Origin of the sequence: Hymenobacter sp., assembly GCF_031398885.1 — a bacterium.
GTDB lineage: Bacteria > Bacteroidota > Bacteroidia > Cytophagales > Hymenobacteraceae > Hymenobacter.
In genome coordinates this window covers 1-21,290 of sequence record NZ_JANNOD010000058.1, presented here as the reverse complement: position 1 = coordinate 21,290, position 21,290 = coordinate 1, and the positions used below count along the sequence as shown (strand labels likewise).

At 65.2% G+C, this 21,290-nt stretch carries 14 protein-coding genes; 3 read left to right on the top strand and 11 right to left on the bottom strand.

The features are described from left to right. Nucleotides 1-144 precede the first annotated feature (144 nt). The 11 genes from RMO51_RS12020 to RMO51_RS11970 form a co-directional block, all read right to left on the bottom strand. A complete protein-coding gene (locus tag RMO51_RS12020) occupies nt 145-1,398 on the bottom strand; it encodes a nucleoside permease (protein ID WP_310394931.1) in 1,254 nt (417 codons plus the stop codon). 150 nt (nt 1,399-1,548) lie between these two features. Then, nucleotides 1,549-2,157: a gluconate 2-dehydrogenase subunit 3 family protein gene (locus RMO51_RS12015; protein ID WP_310394929.1), complete on the bottom strand. Its 609-nt coding sequence runs from the start codon at nt 2,155-2,157 to the stop codon at nt 1,549-1,551. A gap of 93 nt (nt 2,158-2,250) precedes the next feature. Then, nucleotides 2,251-3,927: a GMC family oxidoreductase gene (locus RMO51_RS12010; RefSeq protein ID WP_310394927.1), complete on the bottom strand. Its 1,677-nt coding sequence runs from the start codon at nt 3,925-3,927 to the stop codon at nt 2,251-2,253. A 655-nt stretch (nt 3,928-4,582) separates the two neighbouring features. After that, a complete protein-coding gene (locus RMO51_RS12005; protein WP_310394925.1) occupies nt 4,583-7,891 on the bottom strand; it encodes an efflux RND transporter permease subunit in 3,309 nt (1,102 codons plus the stop codon). Between the two features lie 90 nt (nt 7,892-7,981). Further along, the gene (locus tag RMO51_RS12000; RefSeq protein WP_310394923.1) at nt 7,982-8,728 is read right to left on the bottom strand and encodes a hypothetical protein; all 747 of its coding nucleotides are present in this window, start codon (nt 8,726-8,728) and stop codon (nt 7,982-7,984) included. Nucleotides 8,729-8,734: 6 nt separating this feature from the next. Beyond that, nucleotides 8,735-9,883 carry an efflux RND transporter periplasmic adaptor subunit gene (locus tag RMO51_RS11995; protein WP_310394922.1) on the bottom strand — a complete coding sequence of 383 codons (1,149 nt, stop codon included), beginning with the start codon at nt 9,881-9,883 and terminating at the stop codon, nt 8,735-8,737. Then, nucleotides 9,867-10,475, bottom strand: coding sequence for a hypothetical protein (locus RMO51_RS11990; RefSeq protein WP_310394921.1), 609 nt, complete (start codon nt 10,473-10,475; stop codon nt 9,867-9,869). The genes RMO51_RS11995 and RMO51_RS11990 overlap by 17 nt, the downstream gene beginning before the upstream one ends. A 5-nt stretch (nt 10,476-10,480) precedes the next feature. After that, entirely contained in the window at nt 10,481-11,635 is a 1,155-nt protein-coding gene (locus RMO51_RS11985) for a TolC family protein (protein ID WP_310394920.1), read from the bottom strand. Between the two features lie 523 nt (nt 11,636-12,158). Beyond that, complete coding sequence (locus tag RMO51_RS11980) at nt 12,159-12,977, bottom strand: DUF305 domain-containing protein (protein ID WP_310394918.1); 819 nt, start codon at nt 12,975-12,977, stop codon at nt 12,159-12,161. A 50-nt stretch (nt 12,978-13,027) separates the two neighbouring features. Then, nucleotides 13,028-13,981 (bottom strand): heavy metal-binding domain-containing protein, encoded by a 954-nt coding sequence (locus tag RMO51_RS11975; RefSeq protein ID WP_310394916.1) that lies wholly within the window; start codon nt 13,979-13,981, stop codon nt 13,028-13,030. Nucleotides 13,982-14,320: 339 nt separating this feature from the next. Next, on the bottom strand, nt 14,321-14,806 hold the full coding sequence (locus RMO51_RS11970; RefSeq protein WP_310394914.1) for a hypothetical protein: 486 nt from the start codon (nt 14,804-14,806) through the stop codon (nt 14,321-14,323). Between the two features lie 767 nt (nt 14,807-15,573). Between RMO51_RS11970 and RMO51_RS11965 the strand changes: the two genes are divergently transcribed. The 3 genes from RMO51_RS11965 (at nt 15,574) to RMO51_RS11955 (ending at nt 21,140) form a co-directional block, all read left to right on the top strand. Continuing rightward, nucleotides 15,574-17,841, top strand: coding sequence for a heavy metal translocating P-type ATPase (locus tag RMO51_RS11965; protein WP_310394912.1), 2,268 nt, complete (start codon nt 15,574-15,576; stop codon nt 17,839-17,841). A gap of 187 nt (nt 17,842-18,028) precedes the next feature. Then, a complete protein-coding gene (locus RMO51_RS11960; protein ID WP_310394911.1) occupies nt 18,029-18,406 on the top strand; it encodes a cupredoxin domain-containing protein in 378 nt (125 codons plus the stop codon). Between the two features lie 565 nt (nt 18,407-18,971). Beyond that, on the top strand, nt 18,972-21,140 hold the full coding sequence (locus RMO51_RS11955; protein WP_310394909.1) for a TonB-dependent receptor domain-containing protein: 2,169 nt from the start codon (nt 18,972-18,974) through the stop codon (nt 21,138-21,140). The last annotated feature ends 150 nt before the right edge of the window (nt 21,141-21,290 follow it).

The window sequence follows — 21,290 nt, the reverse complement described above, 5'->3', positions numbered from 1 at the left end:
GGGGTTGACAATTACACTGCCCACCGTCATGCAGCGCGCCGCGAAGCATCTCGCGTGGGTTATAAAAAAAAACCGCTTATGCACACGCGCGAGAGGCTTCGCGGCGCTCTGCATGACGGCTGGATATTGTCCGTATGGCCGGGGCTACACTTCCAGCCGTGCGTTAGCTTCGGCGTAGCGGATGGTTTCTTCCGGCACGGGCGCGTTCTGGTCCTTGAAGAGCAGCACGAATACGGCCAGCACGGCGGCGGCAATGCCGGCCGGAATCAGCCAGATGGTGCGCCAGTCGTGCAGGGTGGGGGAGGCCTGGTGGGCGTCTACAATCTGGCCGGAGAGGAGCGAGCCGATGAGCATCCCCACGCCGTAGGTGGCCAGCGTGATGAAGCCCTGGGCCGCGCTTTTCGACTGCTCGCCAGCGAGGTTATCAGTGTAAATCTGGCCCGTTACGAAGAAGAAGTCGTAGCAGATGCCGTGCACCACGATGCCCGCAATCAGCATCCAGTAGGCCGAGTCGCCGTTGCCGTAGGCGAAAAACAGGTAGCGCACCACCCAGGCCAACATGCCGATGGCCAGCATCTTCTTCACGCCCAACCGAATGAAAAATACCGGAATTAGCAGCATGAACAGCACCTCCGACACCTGCCCCAGGCTCTGCACGCCGGCCGCCGACTTCATGCCCATCTCATTGAGAAACGGGTTGGTGAAGCCGTAGTAAAAAGACAGCGGCACGCAGATGGCCACCGAGGCCAGAAAGAAAATCAGGTACGAGCGGTTCCTCAGCAGCCCGATGGCTTCCAGGCCCAGCAGGTCGCCGATGCTGGTGCTTTGGCCGGCTTTTTTGATGGGCGGCGTGGCTGGCAGCGTGAAGCTGAATAGCCCCAGCAGCAGCGAGGCCCCGGCCGCCATGCGGAAGGTGAGCACCAGGCTGCCGCCCTGCTCCCAGTTCAGCCAACCGATGGTTAGGCCGGCGATAATCCAGCCTAATGTTCCCAACACTCTAATGGGCGCAAACTCCTTCTGCGGGTTCTGCATCTGCCGAAAGGAGATGGAATTGACCAGCGCTAGCGTGGGCATGTACACTATCATGTACATGAGAATGTAGGGGTAGAAGGCGCTGAAATCGGCGGCCTGCGAGGCCAGCCACAGTAGCCCCGCGCCCGTGAGGTGCAACACCCCGAGAATCTTCTGGGCCGAGAAAAACCGGTCCGCAATCAACCCGATGATGAAGGGCGCCACGATGGCCCCCACCGACTGCGTGAGAAACGCCGTGCCCACCTGCGTGCCGGTGGTGTGCAGGTTCTTCAGCAGGTAGGTGCCCAGGGTCACGAACCAGGCCCCCCAAATGAAGAACTCCAGGAACATCATCAGGGACAGTTTGAAGCGGGTGCTGGCAGTCATGGGCGGTGGGTGGGAAAGGTGAACGTCATGCAGAGCGCAGCGAAGCATCTCGCTCGCAATGGTAAATAATTACTGCTGCACGCGAGATGCTTCGCTGCGCTCTGCATGACGTTCTTTTAGAGACACCATGATCAAGGGACTCTGCCGGCTTCAACTGGTGGCCCAGGCTTTGTCGCCTTTTTTGTAGGGGTAGTTGCCGTCGTAGCGGCCGGGCACGGGCAGGTAGCGCAGGGCCTTGGTGGCGCCCACTTCCGAGGTGAAGTAGCCGAGCAGAGTGAGCTCCTTCATCATGCGGAAGTACTGGCTGGGGTCGTCTTTGCGCTGGTTGGCGGTAAAGGCCTGCTGTTCGGCATCCAGCTTGGTGAGTAGCGCGGTGCGCTGGGCGGCGTCGCAGGCCATGAAGCCCTTGCCGTGCTGCTTTTTGCACGCCTCATCGAGCTTGGTCAGGCCGTCGAGGAAAATTTTCTGGTCGGCGGGCGAGTAGCAGTCGCGCACCATCACGGCCATGAAGCTGCCCACCTGCGCGGCTTTGGCGCCGGGCGTAGTGGTGGCGGGCAGGATGGTTTCGCCCACCTCGTCCATCAGGCTCACCTGGCTAGCGTTGAGAAAGGCGGGCTTCTCCTGGACTTTGGGCGGGGCGGCAGTGGCCTTCGACTTCTTCTCGGCGGGCGAGGAGCAGCCGGTGAGGAAATAGTCGGCTCCGATGACCGTGCCACCCATCAGGATGGCCACGCGGGCGAGGGCGTCTCTTCTGTTCATGGCGGATTAGTTGCTAGTTGGTAGTTGTCAGTTGTTAGTCTGGTTGGAGCAGTTCTGACAACTGACAACGAGCAACTGACAACTAAAAACGAATCAGATATTTTGCTTTTTCAGCTCGCTCACGGCGTGGTCCACGGCGCGGGCCGTGAGGGCCATGTAGGTGAGCGAGGGGTTCTGGCAGGCGGCCGAGGTCATGCAGGCGCCGTCGGTTACGTACACGTTGGGGGCGTCCCAGACCTGGTTGTGCTGGTTGAGCACCGACGTTTTGGGGTCGCGGCCCATGCGGGCGGTGCCCATCTCGTGGATGCCCCCGCCCAGGTTGTAGCCGTTGTTATAGGTCTTGACGTTCTTCAGGCCGGCTTTTTCCAGCATTTCCTGGGCGTCCTGCATCATGTCGATGCGCATCTTCTGCTCGTTGTCGCGGATGCTGGCGTCGAAGGCCAGCACGGGCAGGCCCCACTTGTCCTTCTTGGTCTTGTCGAGCGTAATCTGGTTGTCGTGGTAGGGCAGCGTTTCGCCGAAGCCGGTGATGCCCATGGTCCACTTGCCGGGCTCGGTGAGGGCGTCTTTCAGGTCCGCGCCGATGCCCAGCTCCGGTATCTCGCGGCCCCAGCCCTCGCGGCCGGCTCCGCCCTGGTAGCCAAAGCCGCGCAGGTAGTCGCGCTTGTCGCCGAACAGGTTGCGGTAGCGCGGCACGTACACGCCGTTAGCCCGGCGGCCGAAGGTGTACCGGTCCTCGTAGCCCTCGGCGTCGCCGTGGGCCCCGGCCCGGAAGTGGTGGTCCATCAGGTTGTGGCCCAGCTCGCCGCTGCTGCTGCCCAGGCCGCCGGGCCACACGTCGGTGGCCGAGTTCATCAGCACCCAGGCCGAGTTCAGCGCCGAGGCGTTGAGGAAGACAACCTTGGCGAAGTACTCCACCGTCTGGTTGGTTTCGGCGTCGAGCACTTCCACGCCTTTGGCCCGCTTGGTGTCCTTGTCGTAGAGGATTTTGGTGACGATGGAAAACGGCCGCAGCGTGAGGTTGCCGGTGGCCACCGCCGCGGGCAGCGTAGCCGACTGCGTGCTGAAATACGCCCCAAACTGGCAGCCCAGCCAGCACTTGTTCTGGTACTGGCAGTTCACCCGGTTGTTGTGCGGCTTCGTGATGTTGGCCGTGCGGCCGATGACCATGCGCCGGTGCGCGTAGTTTTTCTTGATGCGGGCGGCCACGTCCTTCTCCACCACGTTCATTGCCATGGGCGGCATAAACTCGCCGTCGGGCAGCTGCGGCAGGCCTTCCTTCGAGCCGCTGATGCCGGCAAACTTCTCCACGTGGCTGTACCACGGCGCCAGGTCCTGGTAGCGAATGGGCCAGTCCACGGCAATGCCTTCCTTGGCGTTGGCCGTGAAGTCGAAGTCGCTCAGCCGGTACGACTGCCGGCCCCACGTCAGGGAGCGGCCGCCCACCTGGTAGCCCCGGAACCAGTCGAAGGGCTTCACCTCCGTGTAGGGGCTGTCCTTGTCGCTGGCCCAGAAGCTCAGGTTAACTTCGTTGAGCGGGTAATCGCGCTTGAGCACGGGGTAGTTGTCAATCATCTCCTGGGTGCGGCCGCCGCGGTGCGGAAAGTCCCAGGTGGGCTTGGTGGTGTTCACGTAGTCCTTCACGTGCTCCACGTTGCGGCCCCGCTCCAGCATGATGGTTTTGAGGCCTTTTTCCGTCAACTCTTTGGCGGCCCAGCCGCCCGAAATGCCCGAGCCAATGACGATGGCGTCGTAGGTGTTTTTATCCATGGTCAGCTAGCGAATGAGGTGGGAATTAACGGATGAAGCGGGGCAGCTTAAGCGCAAGAACGAGCAACTACGTCAGGCTGGTACCGGTACCAGCGCCCCGGGCCGCGGCGGTTCAAGTAAAGATAAAATAAGTTAACGCGAAAGAATTGTGAATTTTACAGCCGATTTTTTACGCGGGTGACGAGTGCCTACGGCGCCCGCTTTGTGCCCCAACTAGTTGAATGCCAGCGTACCAAAGGATTTTGAGTTTCCGAGTGGGGCGCGAAGAAGCAGGTCGAGTTATTTTCCTTCTCCGCCCTGTTCGGCCGGGGTGGAGACGCAACATTTTGCGTCTCGTCGCGTGGGTATTGTTCAACGACGAGACGCAACCTGTTGCGTCTCTACCCGTGCTGTCCGACTCAACCAGCTTATTGGAGCGGTTTCGGGGTTGGTGTACCGGTCGTCAGGCTCCCCTCTCCGCGGGAGAGGGTCCCGCCCCGCAGGGGTCTCGTGAGGTGAGCCCGGCCGGCGCATGTACACCGATTCCGAAACCGCTCTGAGGCAGTTTCGGCGAGTTTATACGCGTGCCGGGCGCCCTGCCAGCGCGCGCTTTTGGAAAAGTAGCGCCGCGGCCTTTCAGTAAATCAAGCACTCAATCGGATTCGTAGGCCAAGGCTTACTGGGCGGTCTGAACGGAGCCCAAATCGGCGGGCGGCGTGAGCGGCGCCGCGTCCAGCTCCGGCGGCTTCGCGTCGAGGCGCACCTCGCCGTGGCCGCGGCGGTACTGGGCCAGGGCGCGCTCGCCCACCAGCCAGAACACCACCGGCGTCACGATGATGTCGAGGAAAGTGGAGCTGAGCAGGCCGCCCAAAATGACGGTGGCCACCGGGTAGAGAATTTCCTTGCCCGGCGCGTCCTTGGCCAGCGTGAGCGGCACCAGGGCCAGGGCAGCTACCAGGGCCGTCATTAGCACGGGCACCAGGCGCTCCAGCGAGCCGCGGATTATCATCGCCTTCCCAAACTTTTCGCCTTCGTGCTCTACGAGGTGGAGGTAGTGCGAAATCATCATGATGCCGTTGCGCGAGGCGATGCCGGTGAGGGTGATGAAGCCCACCAGCGAGGCGATGCTGAACGTGCCGCCCGTGAGCAGCACCGCCCCCACCGAGCCGATGAGCGCCAGCGGAATGTTGAGCATAATCTGGCCCACCATCAGCCCCGACTTGAAGTGCGAGAACAGCACCAGGAAGATGCCGGCCAGCGAAAACAGGCTCAGCCACAAGATTTTGCTGCTGGCCGACTGCTGGCTCTCGAACTGCCCGCCGTAGGTGAGGTAGTAGCCCGGCGGCAGTTGCACCTGCTGGGCGATGCGGGCCTGCACTTCGCGCACGGTGCTGCCCAGGTCGCGGCCGGCCACGTTCAGCGAGACGCTGATGCGGCGCTGGGTGTTTTCGTGGTTCACGGTGTTGGGGCCGGGCTCGTAGCTCACATCGGCTACTTGGCTGACGGGGATGAGGGCGCCGGCGGGCGTCTCGATGCGGGTCTGGGCGATGGTGGCCACGTCGTTGCGCTGGTCTTCGGGCAGCTTCACGATGAGGTCGAACCGCTGCTGACCGTCGAGCATCTGCGACACCACTTCGCCCTGAAACAAGGTTTCGAGCGTGGCCACCACTTGCCCGCGCTCCAGGCCGTAGGCGCGCAGGGCCGCGTCGCGCGGGCGCACCAGCAGCTGCGGAATCTGCACCTGCTTTTCTACTTGCAGGTCGACCACGCCGGGCACGCCGGCGGCGGCGTTGCGGATGTCGTTGGCGTAGCGGCGCAGCGCTAGCAGGTCGTTGCCGAAAACTTTGATGGCCACCTGCGCCCGCACACCGCTCAGCAGGTGGTCGAGCCGGTGGGAGATGGGCTGGCCGATGTTCACGTTCACGCCGGTGATGAGGCTGAGGCGCTGGCGCAGGTCGGTCAGAATTTCGTCGCGGCTGCGCGGCGTGATGCCCTGCTTTTCCAGCTCCGCCGCGGTCTTAAAGGCAATTTCAATCTCGGAATTATTAACCGATTCGGCGTGCTCATCCAGCTCGGCGCGGCCGGTGCGGCGGGCGGTGTAGGCCACTTCGGGCAGCTTCAGCATCTGCTGCTCGCCCAGCGTGCCCAGCTTGTTCGATTCGGCCAGGGAGGTGCCGGCCGGGGCCGAAAAGTTGACCGTGAGCGAGCCTTCGTTGAAGGGCGGCAGAAACTCGGTGCCGAAGAAGGGCACCAGCGCCGCCGCCAGCACAAAGAGCAGGCCCGCCGTGCCCAGCACCAGCCGGGGGTGCGCCAGGCCCCAGTGCAGCACGCCGGTGTCCTTCTTTTTCAGCCAGCGGATGAGTCGGCCCTCCTGCTCGGCCGCCCGAATCTGCTTCATCCGGGGCAGCAGGTAGTAGCACAGCACCGGCGTCACGGTCAGCGACACGAAGAGCGAGGCCACGATGCTCGTGATGTAGGCAATGCCCAGGGGCGCAAAAATCCGACCTTCCATGCCCTCCAGCGCAAACAGCGGCAGGAACACCAGCACCACGATGATGGTGGCGTAGACGATGGAGTTGCGCACCTCCGACGAAGCCGCGTACACCACCTGCAACGCCGGCTTGGGCTGGGGCAACTGCTGATTCTCGCGCAGCCGGCGGAACACGTTCTCCACGTCCACGATGGCGTCGTCCACCAACTCGCCGATGGCAATGGCCAGCCCGCCCAGCGTCATGGTGTTGATGCTGATGCCCGCAAAGCGGAACACCAGCGCCGTGACCAGCAACGACAGCGGAATGGCCACCAGCGAGATAAACGTGGTGCGCACGTTCAGCAAGAAGGCAAACAGCACGATGACCACCAGAATGGCGCCGTCGCGCAGCGCCTCTTTCACGTTGGAAATCGACGACTCGATGAAGTCGGCCTGCTTGAACAGGCGGGTGTTCAGCCGCACGTCCCGGGGCAGCGAGGGCCCTAACTCCACCAGGGCTTTTTCCACGGCGGCGGTGAGGCCCACGGTGGCGGCGCCGGGCTGCTTCTCGATGCTCAGAATCACGGCGGGCCGGCCGTTCACGCTGCCGTCGCCGCGCTTGAAGCGGGCGCCGAACGCCACGCGCGCCACCTGCGCCACCGTCACCGCCGAGCCCGCCCGGTAGCCCACGATGATGTTCTCGATGTCGGCCACCGAGCGCAGCCGGCCCAGGTTGCGGATGAGCACCTCCGAGCCATTGCGGTCGAAGAAGTTGCCGGTGGTGTTGAGGTTGGAGCGGCGCAGGGCCTCCTCGACCTGCGTGATGGTCAGGCCCACGGCGTTCAGGCGGGGCATGTCGAGCAGCACCTGGTACTGCAAGTTGTCGCCGCCGATGGGAATAACCTGGGCCACGCCGGGGATGCTGAGCAGGCGCTGGCGCACGGTGTAGTTGGCCAGGGTGCGCAGGTCGGCGGGGGACGTAACCTCACCCCCCGGCCCCCTCTCCCGCGGAGAGGGGGAGCCTGACGAATCTGCTCTGCTTGAGGACTTATTATTAATTGTTAATTGCTCATTATTAATTGATAATCCCACCAGCATAATCTGGCCCATGACCGACGAAATCGGGCCCAGCACGGGGGCCACGCCGGCGGGCAGCTGCTCGCCCACGGTTTGCAGCTTCTCGCTCACAATCTGGCGGGCTGTGAAAATGTCGGTGCCGTAGTCGAACTCCACGAACACCAGGCCCAGGCCGATGGCCGAGTTGGAGCGCACCGCCGCCACGCCGGTGGCGCCGTTGAGGGCCGTTTCTACGGGCAGCGTCACCAGGGCCTCCACTTCCTCGGGCGCCATGCCGGCCGCTTCCAAAAACACGGTCACGCGGGGCCGGTCGAGGTCGGGCAGCACGTCGACCGGCAGCTGGCGGGCGGTGTAGGTGCCGGCAATGAGCAGGCCCGCGGCAAAGGTCAGCATGAGCAGCCGGTTCAGCAGGGCAAAGCGGATGATTTTGTCAAGCATCTTTTTGGAGCTGTTAGCTGCTGGCTACTAGCCATTAGCTCTCGTGCGGGAAAAGCCAACAGCCAACAGCCATCAGCCATTAGCCAACTGCTATTGAGCGGGCAGGTAAAGGATGGCCGTGCCGGGGGCGAAGCGCAGGCTGTCCACGTGGGCGGCGAAGGGCTGGCCGGCGGGGCGCGCGTGCAGGTGCACGAACGTGGTGTGGTGGGTGAAAATGCTTTGGTGCTCTCGTGAGAAGAAGCCCAGCATTTCCACGGGCTGGTTTTTGGTGAAAAGGCCCTTCGCGGCGTACTGCTTGTGGTTTTCCAGCTTGTGCTCGCCGGCGGGACGGGGCCAGTCCATCACGTGGTAGCGCACGGCCAGGGGCCGGCCGCTGAGGCGGAAAGGCAGCGGCTGGGTGGTATCGAGGCCGCGGCGGGCGGCCGTGCGGGCCACGAGGCGCTCCAGGTCCGGGAAGTGGCGCAGGGCGGTGGGCACGGGCACGGCCTGCCAGCGCGGCACCTGGGCCGTGACCAGCAGGGCAGCCTGGGTGCCAGCGGGGGCCGGGCGGGTGGTGGTGATGCCGCCGGGGGCCACGGTGGTGAGGGTAGCGGGGCCGCCAAAGGCCAGCAGCTCGCCGCGCAGGTTGGCGGCCACGCCCAGGGCGTAGAGGTGCGGAGTGGGCAGGGCGGCCAGCTTTACTTTGCCGCCCAGGTCGGGGCCCATCATGAAATTGCGCATGGCCCCGTACACGCGCACGGCGGGCTGCCAAGTGGGCGGCGGAACGGCCGCGGCCCCCAGCAGCAGGGCAGCCCCGGCCAGCGCGGGCAATGGGCGAAAGAAGGCGGAGAGGCGCATGGAAGGCTATTGATTGAGGTAAATGGATTTGAGTTGGTAGGTGCCCACGGTAACGACCCGGTCGTTTTCGTTCACGTCGCCGCCGAGCAGCACGGTTTGTGCGCCGTTGGACGGGCCGGTCTGCACGTAGCGGATGCGGAACTGCTCGGGCGCGCCGTGCACGAACACCACCGGCTTGCCGCCCAAATCGGTGAGGGCTGCGGTGGGCACCACCAGCTGCTTTTGGCCGCTGCCGCTCGGGCCCAGCACCTGCACGCTCACGGCCTGGCCGGCCCGGAACTGCGGGCCGGCGGCGGCGTCCAGCTCCAGAATCAGCTGGCGGGCCTGGTTCACGGGGTTCACCACGTTCGAAAACACCACCAGCCGGGCCGGGGCGCCGCCCGCCTGGCCCTGCAGGCCCTCCACCCGAAACCGCGCGCCCGGCGTGATGCTGGCCAAATCCTGGGCGAATACGTCCGCCGTCACCCGCAGCTTGCCGGGGTTGAGGACGCGAAACAGCTCGTCGCCCTGGCTCACCTGCTGGCCCACCGCCAGGCTGAACACGTCCACGGTGCCGCTGATGGGCGAGGTAATGCTGACGCGGCGCTGGCGGCCCTGGCCGTTCTGGATGCCCGCGTTCTGGCGGGCCTGGCGCAGGCGCAGCTCGGCGGCCACCACGTCCTTGCGGGCGGCGATGTCGGCGATGGTTTGCAGGCGGACGTAGTCCTGTTGAGCGGCGCGCAGCTCGGCCTGGGCGTTGGCCCGCTCGGTGCTGAAGCCGATTTGCTGGGTGGCGTCGAGGGTTTGCTCCACCACGGCCAGCGGCTGGCCGGCCCGCACCGCCTGGCCCACCCGCGCCGCCAGGCTCACCAGGCGCCCGGCCTGGGGCACCACCACCCGGCCCTCGCCCCCCGCCGCGGCCGACACCGTGCCGTAGAGCGTACGGCGGCTGTAGGTGTCAGCGTACGCGGCCAGCGTGGTGCGCACGCCGAACAGGTACTGGCTTTCCTTGGGCAGGCTCACTTCGTCGGGCCGGGCCACGGCGGCGCTGGGTTGGGCGCCGCCGCCGTGGTCTTCGCCGTCGTGGGCCCGTAGCGGGGCGGGCGGGGGCAGCAGAGTGGCCAGCAGCAGGCCGGCGGCGGCCGCGGCCGCCAGGTACTTAGGCGTGGTTTTCATACGCGGCGGGTGTTGAGATGGGGGTTGGGGTTGATGCAGCCCGGCGGCGCAGGAGCAGGGCCGCAACGGCAATGCCCGCCGCAAAAGCCCCGGCCAGCAACAGCAGGTTTTTCCCGGAGCTGAAGAAGGAGGGGGCCGCCACCGGCGCGGTGGCCACGGGCAATTTTTTGCCCACTTCCACGCCTTCGAGCAGCAGCAAGTCGGCCCGGCTGCCGGCCACGATGTTGGTCGTGAAGCTATATTTTTTATTGGCCGGAAACTGCCCTTCCACTTCGTAGATGCCGGGCTCTACGGCTTGCACCGTCCACTTCAGCTGGGCATCTTCGGGCGTGGTGAGGGTGATAACGGCGGCCGGCACCGGTGCGTTGGTGGCGTAGTCGGCCACGAACAGGCGCAGGTGGGCGGGCCGGCCGGCTTCCAGCGGCGCGTAGCGGAGCAGCACCTCGAAGGTTTCGGACAGGGCGTGGGTCGAGAACGAAGTGGCCCCGGCCGCGGTGGCCGCCGCGCCCGTGCCGTGGTCGTCGCCGCCGTGGGCCCGGGCGGCCCCGGTTCCCAACAGGCTGAGCGTTAGCAGAAGTAATAGGTTTCTCATGGTCATTATTGGCCCCGCAGGTAGTTGAGTTCGACGATGGCCTGGCGGAAGTCGCGGATGGTGGCCAGGTAGGCGTTTTGAATGGTGAAAGCCTGGTTCAGGCTCTGAATCAGAACCAGGTAGCTGATTTCGCCGGCCCGAAACAGGCGCTGCGACTGGCTGATGATGGCGGCGGACTGCGCCAGCCCGGTTTGTTCGTAGTAGCCCAGCGCGGTCGAGAACTTGCGGGTGTCGGCCAGCGCCTGCTGGTACTGGCTGCCCAGGTCGAGGCGCTGCACTTGCAGCTGGGCCTGCGCGGCGTTGCCGCGGGCCGTGGCCGCCTGCAGCTGGGCCCGGTAGGTCCAGAAGTAAATCGGCACCGACACCCCGAACTGAAACCGGTACCGCAGGGCCGAATTATCAAACGCCTGGTTCTGGTAGCCCACCGTGAGGGCGGGCGTGCGCCGCGCCCGCACCAGGCTGATGCCCGACTGGCTCAGCGTCACGTTTTGGGCGGCGTAGGCCAGGGCGGGGCTGGCGGCCACGGCGGCGCTGTCGGCCAGCGGCAGGGTGCCCAGCAGCTCCGTGCCGGTGCGGGCCAGGGTGGGGCCGGTGCGGCGCAGGTCGGCTTCCGAAGCCAGGTCGGCCCCGGCGGGTAGGCCCAGCAGCAGCCCCAGCCGCCGCTGGGCCGCGCCCAGGTCCACGCGGGTTTGGTCGAGCTGGTTGCGCACCTGCCGCGCCTCGGCGGCGGTGCTGATGCGCTGCAGCGACGTCACCTCGCCGGCCGTGAACAGCCGCTCGGTGGCCGTCTGCAAGGTTTGAAACAGGCTGTCCTGGTAGGCGAGCTGGCGCAGCTGGGCCTCGGCGAATTGCAGGCTCAGGTAGGCCAGGCGCACGTCGCGGCGCACGGTGGCCCGGTTCACGGCCAGGCCCCGCTCGGCCAGCGCCACGCCGGCCCGCGCGACCCGAGACTGGCGCCGGTACACGGTGGGGAAATCAATGGTTTGCACCACGCCCGGGGCCCACTGCTCGCCCGTCGGCGCCGAGAACAGAAAGTCCGGATTGGCGGGCGAAAAGCTGCCGCGCTGCAGGGCCCGCTGCTCGGCAATTTCCTCGGCCGACTGCCGCAGCCGCGGGTGCTGCCGCAGCGCCTGGGCTTCGGCGCTGTCGAGCGGCACCACCACGCGCTGCGCTCGGGCTGGGGTGATGAGGACCAGTAGGCAGAGAATAGTTGCCCAGGCGGTTGACCTCACCCCCCGGCCCCCTCTCCTGTGGAGAGGGGGAGCCGAGGCGGCGCGGGTATTGGCAAGGGGTGATAAGCAAATCAGCATCTTTCAATCATGAACCCAAGGCTTGGATTAGGTGGCGCCGCACTTCCATAATTATTCGAGAAGAGAAAACCTGGCGCGGTTCTCCGGTTGGTGATGCAGGTGGGGGCGAGGCTTATCCCCGCCTGTCCGTTGCACGGCTCGGGCTTGTTCCAGTCCGACGACGGGCGGGAACAAGCCCTGTACCCTATGAGCAGTCTGTACATCAACTAGACATCAACTAGAAAACCACTGTTAGCGCGGTTTCACAAACCCTGTACTGGTCGTCAGGCTCCCCTCTCCTTGGGAGAGGGGTCGGGGGTGAGGTTCCCGGGGCCGCGCCGGGTACATGGTTTGTGAAACTGCTTTAAGACGGCCCGGCCAGCCGAGTCCTGAATCAGGACTTTTTTTCGAGGGCCATGCCGCAGGTGGGGCAGGCGCCGGGCTTGGCGCTGGCGCTGCCTGCGCACTTCATGGGGCACTCGTAGAGCGCCGCCATGGCCTTCATCTTGTCGCCGTTTTTGGCGTGCCAAGCCTTCAGTTGCTCGATTTCCTTTTGCTGGGCGGTTATCATCAGTTGGGCCATGGCCTTCAGCTTGGTGTCCTTGCCGTGGGCCAGCTCGGCTTGGGCCATGTCCACGGCGCTCTGGTGGTGCACGGTCATCAGCATGTTGAAGTTCATGTCGGGGTCGGCCACCGTGGCGGGCATTTTCATCATGCCGTCCATCGACGCCTTCATTTTGCTGGTGAACGGGTCGGCCGGGTCCGTGGGCTTATAGTTCGTGGGGGCGTTGTCGAGGCGGGTGGCGGCGGCTTCCAGCTGGCCAATCTCGCGCTGCTGGTCGGCCTTGATTTGCTCGGCCAGCTGGCGCATGGCGGCGTCCTTGCCGTCGCGCAATTGGATGTCGGCCATGGCCACGGCGCCCTGGTGGTGGGCCAGTATCATGTGGGCGAAGTCATGGTCAGTGTTGCCTTTGGGCTTCTCGGTGCTCATCTTGCCCATCATGTCGTTCATCGCGGCCACCAGGGGCGAGGCGCCGGCCGGGCTGCTCATGGCGGAATGGTCCATGCCGGCCATGTCGCCGCCCGTGGCCGACGAGTCGGCAGGAGCCACCGGGCTGGTGGTCGTGGTTTCGGTGGTTTTGTTGCCGTCGCAGCTAGCGAGCAGCATCGTGCCGGAGCAAAGGGCAGCCAGGAAAAAAGCGGAGGTTTTCATGAAATTTGAGTTGGTGATTGGGAGTAAAAACAGGATGAAATGCCGCCTGACTAGGCCGTCGGGCCGGCGACGTTGATGGTGAAGTTGCCGGTGTGAATCTGGCCGGCGTGGTTGAATTGCAGGAACACGCGGTACAAGCCGGGCTTCTCGAAGTTGGTGTTGAAGCCGATGGCGGGGCCCTTGTCGGCTTGGTCGTTGGGGTGCACATGCAGGTACTGCTCGGTGTCTTCGCTGATGACCACCACGTGACCCAGCGCGCCGAGGTAGTTGGCCAGGTCGGTCACCGGCTGCCCGTTCTTGCTAATGGTGATTTTCATGCCCAGCAACTGGCCGGGGGTCAGCGCCTTATTGAATGACAGCGTGGCCTGGTAGCCGTCCTGCTCCCACTGCATGTCGTCGTTCTTAAATTTCACCGGCGCGTAGGCCGCGCCCCGCACCGTGAGGGGCTGGCGGCCCAGCTGGTGGCCGGCGCCGGTGGGCGTGTAGTCCTGGAACAGCACGTAGTCGCCGCCCTTGGGGAAGGTGTACTGCACCTTGTAGTCGCCCTCGGCCGTGTATTCGGGATGCTCGTGGTAGAACTGCGAGAGGTCCTTGCTCACGATGATGAGGTGGATTTTCTTCTCGTGCACCACGGCCAGCGGCACGGGCGCGGCGGCGTTGCCGGCCTCCCGGGGCGTGAAGGCCAGCGTGGCGGGCTGCCCGGCCGTGAGCTGCGCGGGCCGGGCCGCGAACTTCATTTCGTAGGTTTTGCCGTTGGCCACTCGGTCGGAGTGTTCGAGGTTCATGCCGCACTTGGGGCACTTCTCGCCGTCGCGGGTGCTGGTCACTTCCGGGTGCATGGGGCAGGCGTAGGTGTGGCCGCCGGCGTGGTCGGCGGTGCCGGCCGCCGGCCCGTTGGTGGGCGTGGTCACGGCGTCGGTCGGGCTGCTGGATTTGGAATCGGAGCAGCCGGTGGTGGCAAACAGGCTGGCAAAGGCCAGCAGCGAAACGGAAAAGCGGAACATAAAGGTTGAAATTGGTGGGGAAAATGGGTGGCTCCGGGTCGAGCAGCCATGAGGTTAAAGCCCTTTCACGAACGGTGTACCCAGTCGTTCGGCACCCCTCTCCTGGGGAGAGGGGCCCGCCCCACAGGGGTTCCGTGAGGTTCCGCCGGCCGCGCCGGGCACACGGTTCATGAAATCGCTGCAAAGCCACGCGGCCGCTCGGGCGAGCCGTCCGGCGCGTGCAGTAAAACCCGGAAAGAAGTGGGAGCGCGCGGCCAAGCCGGGCGGACGCGCCAACAAAAAGGCCCGCCCCGGACACAGCAAAGCCATGCCGGCGCGAGCCGTTGCGCGTCAGAAAAATCAGACCGTGAGGGACCGAATGAAAATGCGGATGTCGGGTATCTTGGGCGGCAGGTGCTGCCGGAGCACCAACGTCACCGCGCCGGTGCGGTCCCATGGGCCCGCGGTGGGCCGGAAGTGGAAATCTGCCGTCGCGGGCAGCAGGGCCGGGGCGAGGGCGAAGAGTTGCTTTTCAACCGGGCTGCTCAGCGAGGAAAGCAGTGACGCCGCCTTGTTCTTGCAGCAGCCGCCCGCGCCGGAGTGCTTCCGCGACTGGTGCGACTTAGCAGCTTGGTCGCTGGCCGATTGGGCCTTGCGGGCCGCGGCCTGGCAGCAGCCGTGCCCGGGCTTCATCGGCTGGGGCTGGGCTGCTGATTTGCCCGCTGCTCGGCCCGAAGCCGCCGGCTGGACCGCCTTGCAGTAGCACTGCCCCACAAACACGTTGACGAAGACGACCAGGAAGGTCGTCGCCAGCAAGCGGCGGAAAAGGAACAGGCGACGGAACATAACGGGGGTTAGCGGCAGCAAAAGTACGCCCCGGCGGAGGGACGTCAATGCCCATTATATACCGATTCTACCGCCGAAAGGTGCCCTCAATGCCGCCTGTCGCCCCGGGGCCCGGCTCCGAAACCGGCCCTGGTCGAACCCTAATGCCTTATTCCGGTCCGATAAGCGGTTGTGTCAGAATTGTCTCACAACCTAATTGTGTACCTGTGCGGCGTGATTTTGTGAACCATCTTTTATAGCGGTTTCGTGGACAGGGTCCACGGCGCGGCTGGCTTCACCTCACCCCCGGCCCCTCTCCCGCGGAGAGGGGAGCCTGACGAATGGGTAAACCGTCCGTGAAAGTGCTTTAGAGCGGTTTCCCAAACCGTGTACTGGTCGCTAGGCTCCCCTCTCCGCGGGAGAGGGGCCGGGGGTGAGGTGAGCCCGGCCGCACCGTGGACCCTGTTCACGAAACCGCGCTACTCTCAAGCTGCACAATTACGCATGTTTCGGGCTGGATTCCGTACCTGCTGCGGGTAGGGGCAGTCGTTCCTTTGTGCCGAGTTGCAGCGGTTGGTTTGGACTGGAGCGTGGGCCATCGAGCCAGAGAGAACGTCATGTCGAGCTGGCCGAGACATCTCGCTCGCTTCGTTAAAACGGTTAGGTTGGCAATACGTGCGAGATGTCTCGGCCAGCTCGACATGACGTGTCGGAAGCAAACACTCATTTGTCCGCCCGCCCTCTACTTTTCTAACCCAGTCCTACGCTCCCCAACTGAGCCACCCAGCATGGAACCCATCACCAAAACCGAAACCCTGGACATTGAAGGCATGACCTGCGCCTCCTGCGCGGCCTTCGTGCAGAAGTCGCTCAGCCGGACGCCCGGCGTGCAGCGCGCTGTGGTCAACTACGCCACCGAAAAGGCCACCGTCGACTACCTGCCCGCCCAGGCCACCCCGGCCGCGCTCAAAGCCGCCGTGGTGCAGGCCGGCTACGGCGTCACCGAGCGTGCGCCTGACACCAGCGCCGCCGACCGCCAGGCCGAAATCGACCAGCAAAAGGCCCTGGCCTACGTCAAGCTCAAGCGCCGCTTTGGGGTGGCCGCCGGGCTGGCCCTGGTCATCATGCCGCTGAGCATGCTTATGCTCTGGCCCGCCATGATGGCGCGCCTCAACATGCAGGGGCTCAACTACGCGCTGCTGGTCCTCACGCTGCCCGTGCTGCTCTACAGCGGGCGCGAGTTCTACAGCTCGGCCTGGAACGGCTTCCGCCACCGGGCCGCCAACATGGACACGCTCATTGCCGTGGGCACCGGCGCCGCGTTTTTGTACAGCCTGGCCGCTACCGTGGTGCCCGGCTACTTCCTGAGCCGTGGCCTGATGCCGGAGGTGTACTACGACACCACGGCCACTATCATCGCCCTAATTCTGCTGGGCAAGGTGCTGGAGCAGCGCGCCAAAACCCAGACCTCGGCCGCCATGAAGGCCCTGCTGGGCCTGCAGGCCAAAACCGCCCGCGTGGTGCGCCCCGGCGGCCAGGAAGTGGACGTGCCCATCGAACAGGTGCAACTGGGCGACGTAGTGCTGGTGCGGCCCGGCGAAAAAGTGGCCACCGACGGCCTCATTCTCGAAGGCCACTCGGCCGTGGACGAGGCTATGCTCACCGGCGAAAGCCTGCCGGTGGCGAAACAGGCCGGCGACCCGGTGTTCGGCGCCACGCTCAACAAGACTGGCGCCTTCCGCTTCCGGGTGACCAAAGTGGGCGCTGACACCATGCTCGCCCAAATCGTGCAGCTGGTGGCCGACGCCCAGGGCAGCCGCGCGCCCATCCAGCGGCTGGCCGACCAGGTCAGCGCCATTTTCGTGCCCACGGTGGTCGTCATCGCCATTCTCACCTTCGTGCTCTGGTTCGATTTGGCCCCGGTGGCCACGCGCCTGCCGCTGGCCCTGGTCAACTTCGTAGCCGTGCTCATCATTGCCTGCCCCTGCGCGCTGGGCCTGGCCACGCCCACGGCCATCATGGTGAGCACCGGCAAGGGCGCCGAGCACGGCGTGCTCATCCGCAACGCCGAGGCCCTGGAAAAGGCCTATAAAGTGAACACCGTGCTGCTCGACAAAACCGGCACCATCACCCGCGGCGAGCCGGCCGTGACGGATTTTGTGCCCGCCGCGGGCCAAGACGCCGGGCCGTTGCTGCAACTGGTGGCCGCGGTAGAGCGGCAATCCGAACACCCGCTGGCCGAGGCCGTGGTGCGCTACGCCGATGCCCAGCAAGTAGCCGCCCTGTCCGCCACCGGCTTCCGGGCCGTGGAAGGCAAGGGCGCCGTGGCGAAGGTAAATGGCCAGTCCGTCCTCATCGGCAACCGGGGCCTGCTGGCCGAGGAAGGCGTGGTTCTGACTCCCGAGTTCACGGCCCAGGCCGAGCAGCTGTTGGCCCAGGCCAAAACCGTGCTCTACGTAGCCGTGGCCGGCCAAGCAGTAGGCCTCATCGGCGTGGCCGATACCGTGCGGGACACCTCCGCCGCTGCCATCAAGCGGCTGCAGGCCATGGGCATTGAAGTGGTGATGATGACCGGCGACAACCCCCGGACGGCCGCGCAAGTAGCCGGGCAGGTGGGCATCACGCGCTTCTTCGCCGAAGTGCTGCCCGCCGACAAGGCCGGCCAGGTGCGGGCGCTGCAGGCCGAGGGCCGCGTGGTGGCCATGGTGGGCGACGGCATCAACGACGCGCCGGCGCTGGCCCAGGCCGACGTGGGCCTGGCCATGGGCGGCGGCACCGACGTGGCCATGGAGGCCGCCGGCATCACCCTCATGCGCTCGGACTTGCAGGGCGTGGTCACGGCCGTTGCCCTCTCGCGCCAAACCATCCGCACCATCAAGCAGAACCTGTTTTTCGCCTTCATCTACAACGTGCTGGGCATTCCCATCGCCGCCGGGCTGCTCTACCCGTTCTTCGGCCTGCTGCTCTCGCCCATGCTGGCGGCCGGCGCCATGGCCCTCAGCTCCGTATCAGTGCTCACCAACTCGCTGCGCCTGCGAGGGTTTGCCGCGCAGTAATCCAGCATCCGGCATCCGACAGGAGGCCAACTGGCGGTCATGTCGAGCGCAGCCAGGTGGTCATGTCGAGCTTGCCGAGACATCACGCTCGCGTCGTTGCACCGAGTTGGTTTGCGCCCGCGCGCGAGATGTCTCGGCAAGCTCGACATGACGTGCTGACCATTCCTTAATTCCTTCCTCAAAATTCATGGACACTCCCGAAATCATTGTGACGCTGACGGGCCTGGCGCTGGCGGCCTTCGTCATCTGGTACTTCTTCTTTTCCGCCCGGCAGACGGCCAGCGCCGTGTCGACTGCCGGCGGGACGCAGGAAGTTGACATTACCGTGAAAGGCGGCTATTCGCCCGACGTGATTGAGGTGCAGCGCGGCCAGCCCGTGCGGCTGAGCTTCTACCGGGACGAGGAGAACAGTTGCTCGGAGGAATTGCTGATGCCGGACTTCAGCATCCGCCGCGACCTGCCGGCCTTCAAGACCACCCTCGTCGAGCTGCTGCCCCAGCAGACCGGCACGTTTGCCTTCACCTGCGGCATGGGCATGTTGCGCGGGAGCCTGGTCGTGCGCTAAAACCCGGGGCCTCGGGGGCAGTTTGCAGTGGCGTGTGCGGGAAAGCGGTGCATAGTTTTGCGGCCCGGACGCAGCAGTTGTGCGCGTTAATCTTCGAGCTGCCTGCACTGGGCGCAGCCGTCAGCATGCGTCTATATCCCACAGCGCCCACGGATTCCGACCGTTTCCTTGGTTATTCAAGCAGCTTCTTGATACTAAGCTAAGAAGCTGTTTGAATTAGCCGTTGGTCGATGTAGAGACGCCATATTTTGCGTCTCGTCGTTGAACGATGCCTACGCGGCGCGAATGACGAGACGCAAAATATGGCGTCTCTACTGCGTTTTATCTGTCTTAAACAGCCTCTAGGGGCTTTAGAAAGGGTTTTTCTTCTTATCTGGAATTATTCTAAACTTAATTTGTAATGATTCTAAATAGGCTCTTACCTTTGTGTCACTGAACCAAAGCGAAGGCCAAAACAATGAATCATCTCCACCGCCGCAAGGCTGCTTTCATTCTCGTAGTTAGTGCGTTAGGCCTATTCACACTGTGTGCGCAGGCCCAGCAGGCGCCGGTCGGAACCGATACATTGCACCGGCAAAACCTAACCGAAGTCACCATTACCGGCGCGGCCACGCACTTCGCGGCGCCCGTCGACGGCACCACCATCACGGCCGGCCGCCGCAACGAGCTTATCAAGCCCCGCGAGGTCAACGCCAACCTGGTGCAGAACAACATGCGCCAGGTAATGGCCCGCGTGCCCGGCCTAATTGTGTGGGAAAGCGACGGCTCGGGCCAGCAGATTAACGTGGCCACCCGGGGCCTGAGCCCCAACCGCAGCTGGGAGTTCAACGTGCGCCAGAACGGCTACGACGTGAGCGCCGACGCCTTTGGCTACCCCGAGGCTTACTACAACCCGCCGCTGGAAGCCGTCGAGCGCATTCAACTGCTGCGCGGCGGGGCCGGCCTGCAGTTTGGGCCGCAGTTTGGGGGCCTGCTCAACTACGAGCTTCGCCGCGGGTCGCGCGACAAGAAAGTTGAGATTGAAACCAGCAACACGGCCGGCTCCAACGGCCTGTTCAACTCCTACAACGCCGTGGGCGGCACCGTGGGCAAGGTGAACTACTACGCCTACTACCGCCACCGCCAAGGCAACGGCTGGCGTTCCAACAACCAGTTCAGCGTGGACGACCTGCACGGCAACGTGCACGTGGCCCTAACCGAGCGCCTGACCCTGAACGCCGAGCTGACCTACATGACCAACCAGCTACAGCAGCCCGGGGGCCTGACCGACGCCCAGTTTGCGCAGGACAGCCGCCAGAGCACCCGGGAGCGCAACTGGCTCAGCACGCCCTGGCTGGTGCCGGCCCTCACGCTGGACTACCGCGCCGGCGAGCGGACCCGCCTTAGCCTGAAAACCTTCGGGCTGGTGGCCTCCCGCAACAGCGTGGGCTTCGTGGCCGGCCTGCCGGCGCCCGACACCGTGAACCGCCGCACCCGGCAGCTGGCCGCCCGCCAGGTGGACCGCGACGACTACCGCAACCTGGGCGCCGAATTGCGCCTGACCCAGGACCTGGACTTTTTGGGCCGTACCCACACCCTGGCCACCGGCCTGCGGGCCTACCGGGCCACCACGCTGCGCCGCCAGCGAGGCACCGGCACCACCGGTAACGACCTGGACCTGACGCTGACCGGCAACGGACTGTTCACCAACGAGTTTGACTTCACCACCACCAACGCCGCCGCGTTTGCCGAGCTGCTGCTGCGCGCCGGTACCCGCCTGAGCTTCACGCCGGGTGTGCGCTACGACTACCTGCGCAACACCGGCACCGGCTACCTGGGCCGGGCCACTGATGGCAGCGAAAACCGCCTGCCCGACCAGGCCAGCCGCCGCCACGTGCTGCTCTACGGCCTGGGCAGCGAGTTCCAGGTGTCGACCACCACCGACCTGTACGCCAACTACTCCCGCGCCTTCCGCCCCGTGCTCTTCGGCGACCTGGTGCCGCCGGCTACTGCCGACGTCATCGACCCCAACCTGAAGGATGCCCGCGGCTACACGGCCGAGGTGGGCTACCGCGGCAACTTCAAGAACTGGCTGCGCTTCGACGTGGGCTACTTCTTCCTCAACTACGAGGACCGCATCGGCACCATCCGCCGGCCCGTGCCCGACGGCGCGGTGGGCCAGACCCAGCAGTTCCGCACCAACCTGGGCCGCACCCAAACCCACGGCCTGGAAGCCTACGCCGAGCTGGACCTGATTCACTCGATTACCGGCAACTTCAACCTGCCCCACCTCGACCTGTTTGGGGCCCTGAGCCTGCTCGACGCCCGCTACGGCAACCTGCCCGTGACCACGCTCACCGGCACCGGCCCGGGCACCACGATTGTGGAAAGCAACCTGGAGGGCAAGTATGTGGAAAACGCCCCGCGCCAGACCCTGCGCACGGGCCTCACCTTCACCCACAAAGGCGTGTCGGTGACCGGCCAGTTCAGCCACGTGGCCCGGACCTTCGCCGACGCCAACAATACGGAGGAGCCCACCGCCAACGCCCAGACCGGCGCCATTCCCGCTTACCAGGTCGCCGACTTCTCCGCCACCTGGAAGCTGGGCCGCGAGAACCGCTGCCGCCTCAGCGGCGGCGTAAACAACGTGTTCGATGCCCGCTACTTCACTCGGCGCGCCGGCGGCTATCCCGGCCCCGGCATCTTGCCCGCCGACGGCCGCACCTGGTTTGCGGGCCTGGGCCTGACGCTGTAGAAGTCCGGCTTCGGCAGCCGGTGTGGACGCGGGCCCGCCCGGTCTGCACCGGCCGCTGGAAGTAGCGCGGCCCACCTGGCCGGCAGGGGGTGGGTGCCAACGCCCGCCAGGTGGGCCGCGCCGGCCGGTTGGGCCTGGTCGGGTAATATT

Excerpts from the sequence above, each read along its gene's own strand:
- RMO51_RS11990 (WP_310394921.1), bottom strand. The coding sequence starts at position 10,475 with ATGAGAAACCTATTACTTCTGCTAACGCTCAGCCTGTTGGGAACCGGG.
- RMO51_RS11975 (WP_310394916.1), bottom strand. The coding sequence starts at position 13,981 with ATGTTCCGCTTTTCCGTTTCGCTGCTGGCCTTTGCCAGCCTGTTTGCC.
- RMO51_RS12005 (WP_310394925.1), bottom strand. The coding sequence starts at position 7,891 with ATGCTTGACAAAATCATCCGCTTTGCCCTGCTGAACCGGCTGCTCATG.
- RMO51_RS11960 (WP_310394911.1), top strand. The coding sequence starts at position 18,029 with ATGGACACTCCCGAAATCATTGTGACGCTGACGGGCCTGGCGCTGGCG.
- RMO51_RS11980 (WP_310394918.1), bottom strand. The coding sequence starts at position 12,977 with ATGAAAACCTCCGCTTTTTTCCTGGCTGCCCTTTGCTCCGGCACGATG.
- RMO51_RS11995 (WP_310394922.1), bottom strand. The coding sequence starts at position 9,883 with ATGAAAACCACGCCTAAGTACCTGGCGGCCGCGGCCGCCGCCGGCCTG.
- RMO51_RS12000 (WP_310394923.1), bottom strand. The coding sequence starts at position 8,728 with ATGCGCCTCTCCGCCTTCTTTCGCCCATTGCCCGCGCTGGCCGGGGCT.
- RMO51_RS12015 (WP_310394929.1), bottom strand. The coding sequence starts at position 2,157 with ATGAACAGAAGAGACGCCCTCGCCCGCGTGGCCATCCTGATGGGTGGC.
- RMO51_RS11970 (WP_310394914.1), bottom strand. The coding sequence starts at position 14,806 with ATGTTCCGTCGCCTGTTCCTTTTCCGCCGCTTGCTGGCGACGACCTTC.
- RMO51_RS12020 (WP_310394931.1), bottom strand. The coding sequence starts at position 1,398 with ATGACTGCCAGCACCCGCTTCAAACTGTCCCTGATGATGTTCCTGGAG.
- RMO51_RS12010 (WP_310394927.1), bottom strand. The coding sequence starts at position 3,927 with ATGGATAAAAACACCTACGACGCCATCGTCATTGGCTCGGGCATTTCG.
- RMO51_RS11965 (WP_310394912.1), top strand. The coding sequence starts at position 15,574 with ATGGAACCCATCACCAAAACCGAAACCCTGGACATTGAAGGCATGACC.